The 16025-nt window shown below is 61.2% G+C and carries 14 protein-coding genes and 1 pseudogene; 6 read left to right on the top strand and 9 right to left on the bottom strand.

The window, feature by feature from the left end; translation table 11 throughout:
- Positions 1–51: 51 nt before the first annotated feature.
- A complete protein-coding gene (locus A3AY_RS0111190) occupies positions 52–891 on the bottom strand; it encodes a MetQ/NlpA family lipoprotein (protein ID WP_018325767.1) in 840 nt (279 codons plus the stop codon).
- Between the two features lie 54 nt (positions 892–945).
- Between A3AY_RS0111190 and A3AY_RS39105 the strand changes: the two genes are divergently transcribed.
- The 4 genes from A3AY_RS39105 to A3AY_RS0111175 all read left to right on the top strand — a co-directional run bounded on the left by A3AY_RS39105 (position 946) and on the right by A3AY_RS0111175 (position 4598).
- Entirely contained in the window at positions 946–1230 is a 285-nt protein-coding gene (locus A3AY_RS39105; RefSeq protein ID WP_154663279.1) for a hypothetical protein, read from the top strand.
- Between the two features lie 172 nt (positions 1231–1402).
- Positions 1403–2935: a sugar ABC transporter ATP-binding protein gene (locus A3AY_RS0111185; protein WP_018325766.1), complete on the top strand. Its 1533-nt coding sequence runs from the start codon at positions 1403–1405 to the stop codon at positions 2933–2935.
- On the top strand, positions 2935–3963 hold the full coding sequence (locus A3AY_RS0111180) for an ABC transporter permease (protein ID WP_018325765.1): 1029 nt from the start codon (positions 2935–2937) through the stop codon (positions 3961–3963). The genes A3AY_RS0111185 and A3AY_RS0111180 overlap by 1 nt, the downstream gene beginning before the upstream one ends.
- 104 nt (positions 3964–4067) lie before the next feature.
- Entirely contained in the window at positions 4068–4598 is a 531-nt protein-coding gene (locus A3AY_RS0111175) for a dihydrofolate reductase family protein (RefSeq protein ID WP_018325764.1), read from the top strand.
- A gap of 172 nt (positions 4599–4770) precedes the next feature.
- Here the strand turns inward: A3AY_RS0111175 and A3AY_RS0111170 are convergent, their stop codons facing one another.
- The 3 genes and pseudogenes from A3AY_RS0111170 to A3AY_RS41655 form a co-directional block, all read right to left on the bottom strand.
- A complete protein-coding gene (locus A3AY_RS0111170) occupies positions 4771–6186 on the bottom strand; it encodes an LLM class flavin-dependent oxidoreductase (RefSeq protein WP_018325763.1) in 1416 nt (471 codons plus the stop codon).
- A gap of 84 nt (positions 6187–6270) precedes the next feature.
- Positions 6271–6768, bottom strand: a complete 498-nt coding sequence (locus tag A3AY_RS37040) for a BrnA antitoxin family protein (RefSeq protein WP_154663278.1) — start codon at positions 6766–6768, stop codon at positions 6271–6273.
- Positions 6769–6823: 55 nt separating this feature from the next.
- Positions 6824–6964: pseudogene (locus tag A3AY_RS41655) on the bottom strand (BrnT family toxin); the annotation flags it as partial.
- A gap of 318 nt (positions 6965–7282) precedes the next feature.
- Here A3AY_RS41655 and A3AY_RS0111155 point away from each other — a divergent pair.
- Both A3AY_RS0111155 and A3AY_RS0111150 read left to right on the top strand, forming a co-directional pair.
- On the top strand, positions 7283–8305 hold the full coding sequence (locus A3AY_RS0111155) for a substrate-binding domain-containing protein (RefSeq protein WP_234913153.1): 1023 nt from the start codon (positions 7283–7285) through the stop codon (positions 8303–8305).
- A 215-nt stretch (positions 8306–8520) separates the two neighbouring features.
- The gene (locus A3AY_RS0111150; RefSeq protein ID WP_018325759.1) at positions 8521–9747 is read left to right on the top strand and encodes an acyl-CoA dehydrogenase family protein; all 1227 of its coding nucleotides are present in this window, start codon (positions 8521–8523) and stop codon (positions 9745–9747) included.
- A gap of 285 nt (positions 9748–10032) precedes the next feature.
- On the opposite strand, the gene A3AY_RS0111145 is transcribed toward A3AY_RS0111150, so the two are convergent.
- The 5 genes from A3AY_RS0111145 to A3AY_RS0111125 all read right to left on the bottom strand — a co-directional run bounded on the left by A3AY_RS0111145 (position 10033) and on the right by A3AY_RS0111125 (position 15930).
- Complete coding sequence (locus A3AY_RS0111145) at positions 10033–11247, bottom strand: SfnB family sulfur acquisition oxidoreductase (RefSeq protein WP_018325758.1); 1215 nt, start codon at positions 11245–11247, stop codon at positions 10033–10035.
- Between the two features lie 31 nt (positions 11248–11278).
- Positions 11279–12271: an ABC transporter permease gene (locus A3AY_RS0111140; RefSeq protein ID WP_018325757.1), complete on the bottom strand. Its 993-nt coding sequence runs from the start codon at positions 12269–12271 to the stop codon at positions 11279–11281.
- Positions 12271–13320: an ABC transporter permease gene (locus A3AY_RS0111135; RefSeq protein ID WP_018325756.1), complete on the bottom strand. Its 1050-nt coding sequence runs from the start codon at positions 13318–13320 to the stop codon at positions 12271–12273. Before A3AY_RS0111135 ends, A3AY_RS0111140 begins: the two co-directional genes overlap by 1 nt.
- On the bottom strand, positions 13310–14851 hold the full coding sequence (locus tag A3AY_RS0111130; RefSeq protein ID WP_018325755.1) for a sugar ABC transporter ATP-binding protein: 1542 nt from the start codon (positions 14849–14851) through the stop codon (positions 13310–13312). Before A3AY_RS0111130 ends, A3AY_RS0111135 begins: the two co-directional genes overlap by 11 nt.
- A gap of 74 nt (positions 14852–14925) precedes the next feature.
- The gene (locus A3AY_RS0111125) at positions 14926–15930 is read right to left on the bottom strand and encodes a sugar ABC transporter substrate-binding protein (protein ID WP_018325754.1); all 1005 of its coding nucleotides are present in this window, start codon (positions 15928–15930) and stop codon (positions 14926–14928) included.
- Between the last annotated feature and the right edge of the window lie 95 nt (positions 15931–16025).

The raw sequence follows: 16025 nt of genomic DNA, 5'->3' as shown, positions 1-16025 counted from the left end.
CCGCGACGCTTCATGCGCATCGCGGGCCCCATAGGATTGAGGCTCAGCCGCTTAGTAAGCGCTGATGCCGGTGCCCTTATAGACGCGATCGAACTCCGCCTTCACGACGTCATTCTGATAGGCTTCAACCAGCGGCTTCACCCAAGGCTCATCCTTCGATTCCTCGCGCACGGCGATAAAGTTGCGGTAAGGATTGTCCGCGACCTGCTCCTGGGCGATGCGGTTTTCCGGCGTCAGGCCGCTCTTCAGCGCCCAGTCGGTGTTGACGACGGCGGCATCGAGATCATCGACCGAGCGACCGACGATACCGGCATCGAGTTCCTTGATCTGGATGTTCTTCGGGTTCTCCGCGATATCGGCGATGGTCGCGAGGATGCCGGTACCGTCCTTGAGCTTGATCAGGCCTTCATTCTGCAGAACGCGCAACGCACGGCCTTCATTGGATGGATCGTTCGGCACGCCGATGATGGCGCCATCCTGCAGTTCGGCAACCTTGGTGTGCTTCTTCGAATAGAGGCCGATTGGCCAGACGCCGGTGTAGCCGACCGGAACGATCTTGTAGTCCTGCGTCTTGATCTGGTTTTCCAGATAGGGAAGATGCTGGAAGGCGTTGGCGTCGATTTCGCCGCGCGACAGCGCTTCGTTCGGTTGGGTGTAATCGTTGAAGACCACGGTCTGAATGGTGAGGCCCCTCTTGGCCGCTTCTGCCGTCACGACGCGCCAGACGTCTTCGTCTTCGCCTGAGATGATACCGACCTTCAGTTCCTTCTTGTCTTCGGCAAAGGCCGGAGCGGAAGCCGAGAACGTTGTGATTGTCACGGCAACCGTCGCAAGGGCGGCAAGCGCGACACGACGGGAAAAGAGTTCATTTTCAAAGAGTTTTTTCGACATAATGTTTTTGCTCTCGCATTTGGGAGGACCCGGCTTCGAAACGTCAGCATTTCTGTGAGCAAGATCGCAAATGCCGCTTTTGTGAACAACGAATGGCAATTTATGCGGCAGATCGAAGAGGAATTTTCCCTATCGCCAATCCGCGCGAGAAAAGAAAATATTTCTATAAAAATTATATACTATCGATCATCTGGAGCTGAGCCACCACGCATCGGGACATCCGGGGTTTCATCAAAAACGGGCATGAAAGTTCGCGCCCGGATGGCTGGAAGGCAGCCGGTTGCCTTCACCGATAAGGCGATTGCGCAGGCTAACTCGGGTCGCCTCTTTCGCAGTTGAATATGTAAATCGTATTTTATCTGTTTTTTTGATCCACCAAAGTACCCTTGACGGAAGGGGGCCCTAACCAGCTGAAATAATTTTCTTTTCCACCCCTCCCGAACGCAAACCGCATCCTTGCGAATGGCCTGTGCGCCTTGGCAAATAGCCATCAATCCAATTGGTGATACCCATGCCCCTTCTTCAAGCCCAGGCGCTTTCCCGGTCCTTCGGATCGACACGGGCGCTTGCCGATTTCAACTTTTCGATCGAACGCGGCGAAATCGTCGCCCTGATGGGGGCGAACGGGGCGGGGAAATCGACCTTCGTCAAAATCATCTCCGGCGTGCTGCCCGCCGACAGCGGCAGCGTCACCTTCAAGGGCCAAGCCTTTGCGCCCGCGACGCCTGCGGAGGCAAGCGCGGCCGGCGTCGTGACCGTTCATCAATCGACCGATCTTGTCGGCATTCCCGGACTGACGGTTGGCGATGCGCTGTTGCTCAACCGGTTTGTCGATCGCAAACAGCCGTTTTTCGCGTCCCGCGGCCGCGTGCGGCGCGAGGCGCAGGCGATGTTGCGGGAGGCGGGATTCGATCTGCCCGTCGACCGGGATTTTGCCGAGCTTTCCGCCGCCGAACGGCAGCTGGTAGCGATTGCCCGCGGGCTCGCCGACAAGGCGGAGCTCTTGATCCTCGACGAACCAACCGCCAGCCTTTCCGCAACCGAGTCCCGCAGGCTTTACGCGGCGCTGCTCGACCTCAAGAAACGCGGCATCGCCATTCTCTATATTTCCCACCGCACAGCCGATCTCGAAGCGCTGGCCGACCGTGTCGCCGTGTTGCGTGGCGGGCGGCTTGTCGAAAGCTTTGCCCGGCCGGTGAACTTCGATCTCGCCATCGAGACGATGATCGGCCGGCCGCTTGTCTCGGCACGGCCGGATGCGCGCGGAGGCGCCGGCGATCCGGTGTTTGAGCTTTCCGGAGCGCGGCTACTGCCCGGCAGCCATCCGTTCGACTTGACGCTGCATCGCGGCGAGGTGGTGGCAATTACCGGCGTGCTCGGCGTGGGCAAGAGCCGGCTGCTTTCAGCGATCTTCGGCAACGTCGCTGTGGCCGAAGGCGAAATGCGACTTGCGGGGCGGGCCTATGCGCCCTCAAGCCCACGGGAAGCCGTGGATGCCGGCGTTGCCATGGCAGGCGAAGACCGGCACCGCTCGTCGCTGATGCCGGCGGGCTGGCCGGGGGAATCGATCGTCGCGACCATCAGCCTGCCGCATCTGCACCGCTGGTATCCCACCGGATTTATCCAGCCGCGCCGCGAGCGGGAAAAGGCGGAAACCGCGATCAGGCGACTGGGCATTCGCCCTTCCGGTCCGAATACGTCCGTCTGGACGCTTTCCGGCGGCAACCAGCAGAAGGTCGTGCTGGCCCGTTGGGAGGCGGAGCCCTGCAAGCTTCTGCTGCTTGACGAGCCTTTCCAGGGCGTCGATGTCGGCGCCCGCCACGACATCATCACCGCCATTCGCAGCCGCAACGATCGCGCCACGCTGATCGCGACCTCCGACCCGGAAGAAGCCCTCGAAGTCGCAGACCGGGTGCTGACCATGGATCACCACACCATTGTCCAGAGCAGCCGCCATGGCGACAGTCTCGTCAGTCGCCATGATGATGGCAGTCTTACCGGCCGTCACGATAGCCGCGAGAACAGCAGCAGGGAACACGCCTGATGACAGCCCAAGACAACACGCCGGCCGCCAAGTCAACGACCAGGACCGATGACGGCATCCGCGATATCCTGCGCTCCGGCGCGGTGTTCATCCTGCTTGCCGCACTGATGATCGGCTTTACCCTCGCCCAGCCGGCCTTCATCAACATCAACAACCTGATGAGCATTCTGCAGGCGGTCTCCGTCGTCGCGATCCTCGGCGCGGGCGTGACCGTGACGCTGGCCGTCGGCGGCTTCGATCTCTCGATCGGGACGGTTGCCGCCTCAAGCGTGATGGCGGCGAGCTATTTCATGATCGTCTGGGGTTTTGGCGCCGGCGAAACCGTCGTTCTGGTGTTGGCTCTGGGGGCGGCGATCGGGCTTCTCAATGCGCTGCTGATCGTGCGCTTGAAGGTGCCGGATCTGCTGGCGACGCTCGCCATGATGTTTCTGCTGACCGGGCTGCAGCTGATCCCGACCGCCGGGCGCTCGATCTCGCCGGGGCTGATCCTGCCCGACGGCTCTACGGCGACGGGGAAATACGATCCGCTGTTTCTCACCATCGGCCGCTCCAGCCTGTTCGGTGTTGTGCCGCTGCCGGTGATCCTGATGGCCATCGTGGCCGTCGCACTCTACGTACTGACGGAGCGGACGCGGATCGGGCGGCTTCTGTTTGCGACGGGCGGCAATGAGCTGGCGACGCGGCTTGCCGGCGGGCCGACTGACCGGCTGAAGACGCTGGCCTATGTGATCTCCGGCACGCTCGCCTCGCTCGGCGGCATCGTGGTTGCGGCGCGCGTGGGACGAGGCGATGTGTCGTCCGGCGGCTCGCTGCTGATGGATGCCGTCGCGGCCGCACTGATCGGCTTTGCCGTTCTCGGGCTTCGCCGTCCGAATGTCTTCGGCACGCTTGTCGGTGCCGTCTTTGTCGGCGTGCTCTTGAATGGGCTCACCATGCTGAACGCTCCGTATTACACCCAGGATTTCGTCAAGGGCGCGGTGCTTGTCGGCGCCTTGGCACTGACCTACGGCATCGCCCGCAAAGCCTGACGCGCCGCTCGCTCAAAACCAGTTGCGATATGAAACCGGTTGGTCTACGGTACGATCGGTTGTCAATGCCAAGCAGGGATATCCGGTTCCGGGAGGAAGGGCCCATGGCGAAGCTCGTGTTTGGAATGAACCAGTCGCTGGATGGCTATGTGGATCATATGGCCTTTGCGCCGAGCGCCGAGCTCTTCCGCCACTTCATCCAGGAAGCCGAGAAGCAGACGGGCAGCCTGTACGGGCGTCGGATCTATGAGATCATGCGTTATTGGGACAACGAGCATCCTGAGTGGGATGCGGATGAACGGGCTTTCGCGGACGCATGGCGCAAGCAGCCGAAATGGGTTGTCTCGCATTCGCGACCGCCTGTCGGGCCAAATGCCAGTCTTCTGGACGGCGATCTTGAGCGTGCCATTCGAAAACTGAGGGCCGACTATGACGGCGAAATCGAGGTGGCGGGACCGAATCTTGCGCAGAGCCTCACCGAACTGCGGTTGATCGATGAATATCGCATCTACCTCCATCCTGTCGTGTTGGGCCAGGGCACCCCCTACTTCGCCGGTCCTCTGCCGGCGCTTCGCCTTGTCACACATGACCGGATTGCCGGGGATGTGATCAGGCTGACTTACGTTCCGGGTTGAGGTGAAGTGGATTTACGGGCAAGCGGCAGACACGATCGTACCCTCTCCCCGCAGGCGGGGAGAGGGCTAGGGTGAGGGGCAATTTCTCATCCTCGAAAACGCCGATGTTTTTACCCCTCATCCGGCCCTTCGGGCCACCGTCTCCCCGCAAGCGGAGAGAAGGAAGAACCCCTCACCCATTCACCGATTTCAGCGACGGCGCCTGCTCCGCCTCGCGGCGTTTAACGGCCTCTATGTCGCGGTAGCCATCGGCCGGGTGGGATACCGGCAGATACGGCCCCTCCCCGAACAGCTTTTCGCGCAGCGTGCCCGGCTTGTAGGCGGTCGGATAGGCGCCGCGCTTTTGTAGTTCCGGCACGATATGGGCGACCACATCCTCAAAACTGTCGGGCGTGACGGCATAGGCAATGTTGAAACCGTCGACATCCGTATCCTCGACCCATTCCTGCAGGATATCGGCGATGCGTTCGCGCGAGCCGACGAAGACCGGACCCATGCCGCCGATGCCACCGAACTGCGCCAGCTCGTCGATCGTCCAGGACTTGTCGCCGCCGGCGATGTGCTCGACGAAGGAGTGGATCGCGTTGGTCTCGATGCGCTCCACGACATCGGTCGGCGCATACTGGCCGAAATCGATGCCGCTCCAGCCGGACATGAAGGTCAGCGAGCCGTCATAGGAAACGTAACGCTTGTATTCCTCGATTTTCGCCTGCGCCTTGTCTTCCGTCTCGTCGGTGATGATGCTGATGAGCGTGTAGATATAGACCTTCTTTGGATCGCGCCCGGCCGCCGCGATGCGCTCTCGAATATCGGCGACATAGCCCTTCAGCACCGATTTCGTCGGCGCCGCCACGAAGATGCACTCGGCATGGCCGGCCGCGAATGTCTTGCCCGGCCCGGAGGCGCCGGCCTGATAGAGAACCGGCGTGCGCTGCGGAGAAGGCTCGCTCAGGTGATAGCCGGGCACGTCGAAATACTTGCCCTTGTGGCCGATCTCGTGAACCTTGGAGGGATCGGTAAAGATGCGGTTTTCGCGGTCGCGCAACACCGCGCCTTCTTCCCAGCTGCCTTCGAAGAGCTTGTAGAGCACCTCGACATATTCGTTGGCAACCTCGTAGCGGTTGTCGTGCCGGCGCAAGCCGCCCTGCCCGACATTTTTCGCGCCGCTTTCGAGATAGGAGGTGACGATGTTCCAGCCGACGCGGCCCTTGGTGTGATGATCCGCCGTCGCAAGCCGACGGGCGAAGGTGTAGGGATGCTCGAAGGAGGTGGAGGCGGTGATGCCGATGCCGAGATGCTCGGTTGCGAGCGCGATCGGAGCGGCAAGCTGCAGCGGGTCATTGACCGGGATCTGCGCTGCCTGATGGATCGCGTGATAATTCGAGCCCTTGTAGACATCGTAATAGCCGATGACATCGGCGATGAAGATGCCATCGAAAATGCCGCGCTCCAGCGTGCGGGCGAGATCCTGCCAGTAGTCCAGATCCTTGTATTTCCACGATTTGTCGCGCGGATGCGCCCAGAGACCGGGCGACTGATGGCCGACACAGTTCATGTCGAAGGCATTGAAACGGATTTGGCGGGCCATGGGTTTCTCCGGAATTCCTGATGAGGCGTGGAAAACGCCGCGTGGAATGGAGGATAACCGGTCGAAAATTGAGATACAGAAATTCTATGTTTTTAATAGAGTAAATTGAGGAAGGGTTTTGCGTGCGCAGTGAAACCCTAAGACTTCCGATAAACCATTTTCTTCTCCACGTCCCGGTCTAACCAGCGCGATTGACCCGCGAAGCTGATGGATTTCTCCCTCAAAACTGATGTCACTCCCAAAGTAATCCACCGCAGCTTCATAAAGAGAAGCCGCAGGCACAATCACCAATGGCTCATCAACAAGCGCGCCTGAAACTGTCGATCCGCATCGGATGAATGAACACTTTTCATGAAGATCCTCGTTGATACGGCTCTGCCAGCCCTTGCCGGTCGCCTTGTATTGATCGACCACTTCGGGATCGAGCCTGATGGTGACCGAAGTCTTGGTTACCTCAGCCTTCGGCCTGCCACGAACAGCCTTCGCCATTTCTCGGCAATCTCGGGGAACACCTCCCTGAAAGGACGCGCCGCCTTTCATCTCTTCCTTTGTCAGCGGAGGATTGCCGGAGACAATACCCAATCCTGCTGCGTATAGCCCCGCTCGGACTGAAACTTCCCAGAGGATTTAACACTCATCAGATCAGGTTCCTTTCAGCTTTGCCCGCCGGTCGCATCGAGATAACGGAAATTGCCTCTGTGCCGAGGGTCACGAAAATTACCACTATGGTTCCGTCCGCCAGGCGGCCGATTGCCTTCGACCGAATGCCCTTGGCGGGAAATCTCAATAAATATTTGTATGTACAATAATTACTCATTGCGAAGACCGCTGATCGAGCTTCAAAGCTTGGACACACAGGCTTAAGAAGGACGCGACTGGCGGGGCGCATCCCTCTCCACAACGCATCTTTCGCGCCATCCCGCGATCCGGCAGCAAAATATTCTCTCCACGCCCCCGCAAATTGGAAGTCCATAATTATCAATATAATCTATAGATTTTAATCTCTCTTCTGACCGCATCATCGGGAGCGCGGACCGATCAAAAGAGATCGGCTTTTCAGGGAGCATAGCACATGCGACAGGCGATCAAGACATTCATGGCCGCGACGGCGGCCACTTTCACTCTCTTTGGCGTCGCGCAGGCCGACGGCATTGCCGGGGCTCCTGCCCCGTTCGACAAGGGCGGCGTCAAGGTGGCGCTGATCTCCTATGTTTCGGCGGGCGATTTCTTCCAGGCCTATCAGGCGGGGGCAGAAGCCCAGGCCAAGGCGCTCGGTATCGACCTGCGCGTCTTCCCGGGCCGGCAGCATGCCGCCGAGCAGCGCGACCAGATCCAGCAGGCGATCAATCTTGGCGTGCACGGCATCGTCATCGATCACGGCCAGCCGGAGTCCCTGACGGATGTCGCCCAGCAGGCGCTGGACGCCGGCATCAAGGTCGTGGCCTTCGACGTCAACCTCAACAACCCGGCCATTCCGCAGGTGGAGCAGAGCGACCATGAGCTTTCCCGCCTCGCGCTGGAGCAGGTGGTCAAGGACAGCGGCACATCATTCAACGCCGGTTATGTCTATGTCGCCGGTTTCGCTCCGCTCGATCGCCGCAACGAGGTCTGGGAAAAGTTCAAGGCCGAGAACAAGGGCGTGGTCGAAAAAGCGCGTTTTGGCGCCGTCAACGATACGACCGCGACCAGCACGGCCGATCAGGCCAAGGCGGTGCTGACCGCAAACCCGGATATATCAGTCGTTTTCGCGCCCTATGACGAATTCGCCCGGGGCGTGAAGCTCGCGGCCGCCGATCTCGGCATTTCCGACAAGCTGAAGATCTATTCGGCCGACGTTTCCACCGCCGACATCCAGGAAATCACCGAGGAAGGCAGCCCTTGGGTGGCGACTGTCGCAACCAATCCGGCCGTCGTCGGTGCCGTTTCGATCCGTGCAACGGCGCTGAAGATCGCCGGGCAGGATGTGCCTTCGCAGATCCTCGTCAAGCCTTCGCTTCTCACCCAGACGGCGCTGCGCGAAGCCGGCGTCAAGTCGATCGAGGAACTGGCGGCGAAGGTGCCGGCCTTCAACGACAGCGACGCGGTGCGTGCCGACTGGATACCCGCCAAATTGTTCTGATCTCCGGGGCCTGTTCCGTCAGCTCTTTGATCAAGGCAAAGACTCCTTCCGTCATGCTCGGGCCTGTCCCCAGCCTCTTTTAGCGGATCAATCGGTGACGTGCTGATGGATCCTCGGCACAAGGCCGAGGTGACGCGGAGGATGAGGACGGATTTGTCGGCAACCACACGGGGCAACTCCCCTTTCCTTTTCTGCATTAACATCAGGAGACTTCGATGATCGCTCTGCATCTGCTCAAAGAGCCCGCCCAACAGGGAAAAAGGCAACGGGATCAGCGACAGGAGCTGCTTTCCAGGGCCGAGGCGATTTCCGCCGATCTTGCCCGCCGCGCGGCTGAACTCGATAGCGAAGGTAAGCCGCCGATTGCAGAGATCACCATTCTCAAAGCGGCAGGGCTGCTGAATGCCCTTCACCCCACGGATATTGGCGGCGGCGGGCTCGACTGGGTGGACGGGCTCAGGCTCGTGCGCATTCTGGCGCGGGGCGAAAGCTCGATCGGGCAGTTGCTCGGCTATCATTATGTAAACAGCCAGTATCCCTACTGGGCCGTGCAGGATCCGCAGAAGGCCCATGATCTAGGTGCCGAGACGGTGGAGAAATCGCTGTACTGGGGTGCTGCCGTTAACCCGCGCGATCCGGGTCTGACGCTGACGAAGAGCGGCGATCACTACCTGCTCAATGGCCGCAAGACCTTTTCCACCGGCGCGCATGTTTCCGATCGCATCAACGCCAACGCGGCCTTTGGCGACCAGATCGCCAATCTGGTTCTGCCGACCGATCGCGCCGGCTATGTGGCGAGCGACGACTGGGACAATATCGGCCAGCGGCTTTCCGACAGCGGCAGCGTCGAGTTCAAGGACTACAAGGTCTACAAGAGCGATTTCCTGTTTCCGCTGGTGGACAAGGATGCGGCACCCCCCGTGCCGGCCACCTTCAACACGCCGCTGATTCAGCTCGTTTTCGTCAATTTCTATCTCGGCACGGCGGAAGGTGCGCTTGCGGCGGCAAGCGATTACGTGCGCACGACGACGCGACCCTGGCTCACCTCCGGCGTCAAGGCTGCTCGCGAAGACCCGTATATTCTCGAGCGCATCGGCGAATTCCACGCGACGCTCAAGGCCTCCGCAGCACTTGCCGATGTTGCCGCCGAAGCAGTGCAGTCAGCACTTTCCCGCGGGCGCAATGTAAGCGAGCGGGAGCGCGGTGAAGCCGCGATCGAAGCCTATGCCGCCAAGGTCAACGCCACCCATGTCTCGCTCGACATCACCTCGCGCGTGTTCGAGCTGATGGGAGCCCGCGCTACCGCGTCCCACTACCGGTTCGATCGCTATTGGAGAAATGTGCGGACCCATACATTGCATGACCCGGTTTTCTACAAGGCCCGCGAAGTCGGGGACTTCGAGCTGAATGGACGGGTTCCGGAGCCGAGCCTTTATAGCTGAGGGGGGCTTCTCCCCGCCGCGGGGAGAAGGTGGCCGACAGGCCGGATGAGGGTCATGCGTCCCGGCATTCTGGGGGACGAGTCTTGCCCCTCACCTTAACCCTCTCCCCGCTCACGCGGAGAGGGGACGCTGGAGCACCGGGCCTCCACCTCTTCTCCGGTTCCGATCGAGAGAAAGGAACTCTCGAAACCAACAATCCGCGGCCCAACACCGCGGATTTTCTTTGCCCATAAAAAAGGGCCGCTCCCGGGAGATTGCGGCCAGTTGCACCATTCGGACGAGAAATCAGAGGGCGCCGCTCTTCGGCGGCTTGATGCCGTTCAGGTGGTAATTGCCGACCACGTGGTATTTCCAGCGCACGGGATCGTGCAGCGTGTGGGTGCGGGCGTTGCGCCAGTGGCGCTCCAGGTTGAAGCTGCGCTTGGTGGAGGCGGTGCCGGCCAGTTCGAAGAGGATATTGGTCGCGTCGATGGCGACTTCCGTGGTCAGCACCTTTGCGGCAGCGACCGAAAGCGTTGCCGCGACAGCGTTTTCCTCGCTGAGCGTGATCTGTGCCTGATCGACCTTGCGCCCGGCGCGCTCCAGCGTCGCTTCCGCAGCCTCGATGCGGATCGCCAGGTCGCCGATGCGGGAAATGGTGAGCGGATCGTCGGCGGCGCGCTCTACGCCGCTGTCGGTCCAGGGGCGCGCGCGATCCCGAACGAAGCCGATGGCTTCCTTCAGCGCCGCTCGCGCGATACCGAGATCGACACCGGCGTGGATGATCTGGCCGACCGAACCGATTGTCGTTGGCCGCTCGAAACCCTTGTGATGGCGCACGACGGCATCCTGGGTGACATAGACATCGGTAAGGATCGTTGTGCCGCTGCCAGTGGTGCGCTGGCCAAAACCATCCCAATCGTCCACGATCTCGATTCCCTCGGTCCCCTTGGGAACGAATGACATGGTAAGGAGGTCGTCCTCATCGAGCGCAAAGACGACAACCCAATGGGCGAAAAGCACCCCGGTCGAATAGAACTTGCGGCCATTGATGCGATAGCCGGCGCCATCCGTGACGATGCGGGTGTTGAAGTGGCCGACGGTTTTCGTGCCGACTTCCGACAGGGCATTGCCGAACTGGTCACCGGCCAGCGCCCGGCCGAAATAGAACCGCTTCTGATCCTCGCTGCCATCATATCGTAGCGCCTCGAGGATATAGAAATGGTTCTGGGGGATCTGCCCGATTGAGCTATCCGCTTCCGAGAGAATTGCCGTGACCTCGGCAAGAGCGGCATTCGATACATCAATGCCGCCATATTCGGCCGGAACGGTGATCCCGAGCAGGCCGGAGGCGGAGAGTTTCTCCAGTTCCTCGTACGGTAGCGCCCGCTCAAGGTCACGGCGGCTGGCTCCACTTGAGTATTCGTCGGCCAAGTCCCTTGCGATCGCCAGCGCTTCTTCCTCACTGGCGATACGATGGGCGGAGAGGCGGTGTTCCGAAATTTTGGTGACACTGCTCATGAGAAGTCCTTTCTATGGGGAAGACGCAGGCTCAGGCCCGCGACGCGGCCTTGCGATTGGCGAAACCGATGGCAAGGACGGAGAAGATCAGGAGACCCGTGGCGACCTGCTGCCAGTAGAAATTGAGCCCAGAGAGCAGCAGCCCGTTGGCGACGATGCTGAGAAGCAGGACTCCAAGCACCGTGCCGGGAATATTCGGACGGCCGTGGGGATCAAGCGTCGTGCCGATGAAGGTAGCGCCGATCGCATTGAGCAGGAAGGCGTTGCCGGAAGACGGGATATAGACGGTCACCGTCGATGTGACGATCAAACCTGCGACAGCCGCGATCGCGGATACGAGCACATAGGTCGCTGCGGTGTAGCGCGACAAAGCGATGCCGGAATAGCGCACGACGCTCGCCTGAATGCCCGTTGCCAGCACCACCCGGCCGAAGCGGGTGTGCGACAGGATGAGATAGGCGCCGGCAATCACTCCGAAGGCAACGACAAACGGAACCGGGATGCCGGCGATGCCGCCGTGGCCGAGGAAGCGGAATGCCTCCGGCACGCTGGATGGCGGCAGATAGACGGGGTTGCCGCCATTTGTGAGCAGCTGCTGGGCGCTGCGGCCGACGAAGAGCGTGCCGAGCGTCGCGAGGAAGGGCGAGATGCCGACGCCGGAAATCAGGATGGCGTTGAACAGGCCGACCAGGCTGGCACCGACGAGACCGCCGAGGATCGCAAGCGGGATCGGCTGGCCGGCCAGAACCAGCGACACGAAAGCGAAGCTGGCGAAGTCGATGGCCGTGCCAACGGAAAGATCGATCCCCCCGGCCGCGACCGCAAAGGTCATGGCAATCGCGACGATGGCGAGCAGGGCGAAATTGTTGACGAGCACGCTCAGAAGATTGGCGCCGCTCAGAAATGCTGGCGCGATAGCGGAGAAGATCGCGAAGACGACCACGAACACCGCTACCAGAGCATAGCGCGCAAGGCCGCGGACAGACACGGTGAACGAAGGCGCCTTGAAGGAAGATTGGGCCATCACTGGTTGCCCTTGCGTTGCAGAAGTGTGGTAGCCGACACGACCAGCAGGATCAGCAGACCCTGAACGCCGCTGACCAGTGTGCTCGAGATATTGAGAAGCTGGAATCCGTTGATGAGAAAGGAGACGAACAGCGTGGCCAGCAGCGTTCCGCCGATGGTCGGTACCAGACGGCGGGAAAACACGGTGCCCAGCAGCGCGGTCACCACCACCGGCAGGAGCATGTCGCCCGCTCCGGTCGTGCTGCCGCTCAGATACGAGACCGAAAGGATGCCGGCGAGACCGCCGCAAAGGCCGCTTGCCAGGAACGCGCCGGAAATGAAAAGCTTGACGCGCAACCCCGCGGCGCGGGCCGCCTCCGGAAACTCGCCGACGGCATAGAGGCGCAGGCCAAGCGGCGTATATTGCACGACCGCCGCGACAAGAGCGGTGAAGCCGAGCAGCAGGTAGGCAAGCACCGGAATGCCGAACGGGCCGGTTGCCGACACTGTGGCGAGGAATTCGGTCGAAGCAGGAATGACGGTGTTCAGCGTCAGCACCAGTTCCAGCCCGGCCACCACGTTCATGACGGCGAGCGTCGCCAGCAGCGGCACGATGCCGGCAAGCGTGATTGCCGCGGCATTGACCGCGCCGATCAGAAGCCCGGTGCCGAGCGCACAAATGATCGCAACCGCATCCCCCTGCCCAGCCTGCACCAGCGAGGCATAGACGGCGGCGCTGAGCCCCATATTGGAGGCGAGCGACAGGTCGATGCCGCCGGTCACCACATTCGAGCCGCCGGCGATGATCACCACCGTCAGCCCGATCGCCAGAACGCCGGCAATGGCGGACTGCCCGAGCACATTGCCGATATTGTCGACAGAGAGGAAAAATGGCGCGGCGATAGAGAAATAGACGAGCACGCCGATGAAGACGGCCAGCGAACCCTGCCTCAAGGCAAGGACTGCGAGTCTGCGGCCGAGCGCTCCTCTGGGCGCGGGCGTTGCGTCTGCTTCGTTGCCGATGGAGGCGGGGAGCGACGGGGAAAGATAGGCAGCGTCAACCGACATGTCGAAGGGTCTCGTTGGCGCCCGTCAGTTCGGCAAGAACCTGATCGGGTCGTGTTTTGGTAGAGATGAATTCCCTGATAATCCGGCCTCGGAAGAAGACGAGCACCCGGTCCGTGATGCCAAGCAGCTCGTCGATATCGGAGGACAGCACGATGATGCCGGCGCCGCGCTGGGCAAGCTCGCCGATCAGCGTGTAGATCTCGACTTTGGCGGCGATATCGACGCCGACGGACGGTTCGTCGAGAAGATAGATTTCCGACCGGCGGCTCAGCCATTTCGCGATCGCAACCTTTTGCTGGTTGCCGCCAGACAGGGTGCGCACCAATGCGCCGACACTGTCCGTCTTGATCTGCAGGCGCTCGATCAGCTCGCTCGCTTTGCGCCTCTCGGCCCCCCTGTCGAGCAGGCCGGCACGGGAGAAGTGATCGAGACTGGCGAGCGTCGTGTTCTCGGTAACCGAGAGATCAAGCGCCACGCCATCGCGTCGCCGGTCTTCGGGGACCAGCGCCAGCCGCTTGGCGGCAGCAGCAGCCGGGCTTGCGGGAAACACCGTATCACCCTCAACTACCACGGCGCCGGATGTCGCGGTTTCGAGCCCGAACAGGGTGCGCAGGAGTTCCTTTGCGCCTGAGCCGACCAGCCCCGTCAGCCCCAAGACCTCGCCACGATGCAGCGTCAGCGAGACATCGGCGTAACGATTGGCAAGCCCAAGCCCCTCGAGCTCAAGAAATGGACTACCTTGAGCAATCTTTGGCTTAGGATAAAGCTCGGCGATGTCGCGATTGACCATCAAAGCGCCGATCTCCTTGGCCGAGGTCTCCCTGACCGGAAGCGTCGCCACGTCGCGGCCGTTGCGCAGGACCGTTACGGTGTCGCAGAGATCGACGATCTCGCTCAGGTAATGGGAGATGTAGAGGATGGTGATGCCCTCGTCCCGCAGGCGGCGGATGAGCTTGAAAAGCAGCTCTGCCTCCCGGCGCACGAGGGTTGCCGTCGGCTCGTCGAACACCAGAACCTTAGGGTTGTCGAGAAGCGCGCGGGTGATCTGGACGATCTGCTTTTCGGCAGCTGTCAGTTCGTCGATCAGGGCCGAATTCGGCAGGCGAAGACCGAAATACCGATCGAGGATGTCGGCGGATTTCTGCCGCATCAGCTTGCGATCGAGGAAGGGCGTGCCGGCAATACGCGGCTCCCGCCCGAGGAAAAGAGCCTCGCCCACGGTGAAGGTCGGCACCAGCAGCCTGTCCTGATGGATGAAATGAATGCCGAGATGTTCAACCTTTTGCGGCGAAAGGCCGGTATAGGCGATACCGTCGATTTCGATCTCGCCCTCGTCGGCCTCATGCAGCCCGGCGAGCAGCTTGATCAGCGTCGATTTGCCGGCGCCGTTCTGGCCGACGAGACCGTGGACCGTGCCGCGCTTCACCGACAGCGATGCGCCACAGAGCGCCTGTGCCCCGCCGAAGCGCTTGACGATGGCACTCAGGCTGATGATATCGTCCGTCTCGTACCACTTTACCGACGTTGCCATCGCGATCTATCCCCTTGCGTCGACATGACAAGAAAACCGCGGCCTTTCGGCCGCGACGTGACCATCGGGGCTGATCAGCCGATGCCTAGCTTCCTTGAGATTTCGCCAACATTTTCCTTGTTGGCGAGCAGCGCCGGCACATAGGTTTCGCGCGGCAGAGCGCCGCCGGCGAGGAGCTTGGCAACATTGCGGATCGCGGTGCGGCCAAGTTCGGCCGGCTGCTGGGCAACATCGGCGGCGGCAGGCGAGTTCGGGTCGGCGATGAGCTGCAGGACTTCCGGGCTGCCATCGACACCGTAGGTCTTGATCTCGGTGCGTCCGGCTGCGGTCAGCGCCTGGGTGGCGCCGAGCTGCGGAATATCCCAGGCCGACCAGATCGCCTTGATGGAACCCTTTTCCGGATACTTGTTGAGGATCGCCGTGATCTGCGTGAAGGCGGCCTGTACCGTGTTCGGGATAACGTCGCGCAGCTCCGGCTGGACGATCTGCACCTTCGGGAAATACTTGATGACGTTGACCAGCTGGTCGTAACGGATGGCGCAGGGGGTGACGCCGTAGAAGCCGTTGAACACGACGATATTGCCTTCGCCGCCGATATCCGAGACGAGCTGCAGCGCGAGGTCCTTGCCGATCGCCCAGTTGTCGGAGGTGGAATTGTTGATCGAGTTGGTCGTGCCGACATCGATGGTCAGCACCGGAATACCGGCATCGCGGGCCTTCTTCAGCCAGGGATCAATGACGCTGACGGTGCCGAGCAGTTGAACGATCGCATCCGGCTTCTGGGCAATCAGCGTCTGAAGCTGCGAAACGAGCTTGCCGTCGTTGCGACCGGCATCGACGGCGATCGGCTCACCGCCGAGGCGCTTCACCTCCTCGATCTGGGCGTTGTAAGCCTGCAGGTCGAAGAAATGGTCGGTGCCGGCGGTGCTGATACCGATGCGCTTGCCCTTGAGCGAGAGCGCCTCCTCGGCAAAGGCAGGATGGCTCGCCAGAAGCCCCGCGCCGGCGACAGCGCCAGCCGCAGCCGTCAGCTTCAAGAGATTGCGGCGGTTCAGGCCGCCAAGAAATTTATTGTTCATACCTGCCTCCAAAGTTGTCTATAATATCTATGTACTATTAGATCAAAATTCGGAGACAGGCAGAATTTTCCAATTCGAAACGGGCACGCGAAAAA

Source organism: Rhizobium giardinii bv. giardinii H152 (genome assembly GCF_000379605.1).
Classification (GTDB): Bacteria; Pseudomonadota; Alphaproteobacteria; order Rhizobiales; family Rhizobiaceae; genus Pararhizobium; species Pararhizobium giardinii.
The sequence above is the reverse complement of the archived record's forward strand: the minus strand, read 5'-3'. Positions and strand labels throughout refer to the sequence as shown.

What these genes read in the sequence shown, in the direction of transcription:
- A3AY_RS0111190 (WP_018325767.1), bottom strand. Translation starts at nt 891, where the DNA reads ATGTCGAAAAAACTCTTTGAAAATGAACTCTTTTCCCGTCGTGTCGCG.
- A3AY_RS0111185 (WP_018325766.1), top strand. Translation starts at nt 1,403, where the DNA reads ATGCCCCTTCTTCAAGCCCAGGCGCTTTCCCGGTCCTTCGGATCGACA.
- A3AY_RS0111180 (WP_018325765.1), top strand. Translation starts at nt 2,935, where the DNA reads ATGACAGCCCAAGACAACACGCCGGCCGCCAAGTCAACGACCAGGACC.
- A3AY_RS0111175 (WP_018325764.1), top strand. Translation starts at nt 4,068, where the DNA reads ATGGCGAAGCTCGTGTTTGGAATGAACCAGTCGCTGGATGGCTATGTG.
- A3AY_RS0111170 (WP_018325763.1), bottom strand. Translation starts at nt 6,186, where the DNA reads ATGGCCCGCCAAATCCGTTTCAATGCCTTCGACATGAACTGTGTCGGC.
- A3AY_RS0111155 (WP_234913153.1), top strand. Translation starts at nt 7,283, where the DNA reads ATGGCCGCGACGGCGGCCACTTTCACTCTCTTTGGCGTCGCGCAGGCC.
- A3AY_RS0111150 (WP_018325759.1), top strand. Translation starts at nt 8,521, where the DNA reads ATGATCGCTCTGCATCTGCTCAAAGAGCCCGCCCAACAGGGAAAAAGG.
- A3AY_RS0111145 (WP_018325758.1), bottom strand. Translation starts at nt 11,247, where the DNA reads ATGAGCAGTGTCACCAAAATTTCGGAACACCGCCTCTCCGCCCATCGT.
- A3AY_RS0111140 (WP_018325757.1), bottom strand. Translation starts at nt 12,271, where the DNA reads ATGGCCCAATCTTCCTTCAAGGCGCCTTCGTTCACCGTGTCTGTCCGC.
- A3AY_RS0111135 (WP_018325756.1), bottom strand. Translation starts at nt 13,320, where the DNA reads ATGTCGGTTGACGCTGCCTATCTTTCCCCGTCGCTCCCCGCCTCCATC.
- A3AY_RS0111130 (WP_018325755.1), bottom strand. Translation starts at nt 14,851, where the DNA reads ATGGCAACGTCGGTAAAGTGGTACGAGACGGACGATATCATCAGCCTG.
- A3AY_RS0111125 (WP_018325754.1), bottom strand. Translation starts at nt 15,930, where the DNA reads ATGAACAATAAATTTCTTGGCGGCCTGAACCGCCGCAATCTCTTGAAG.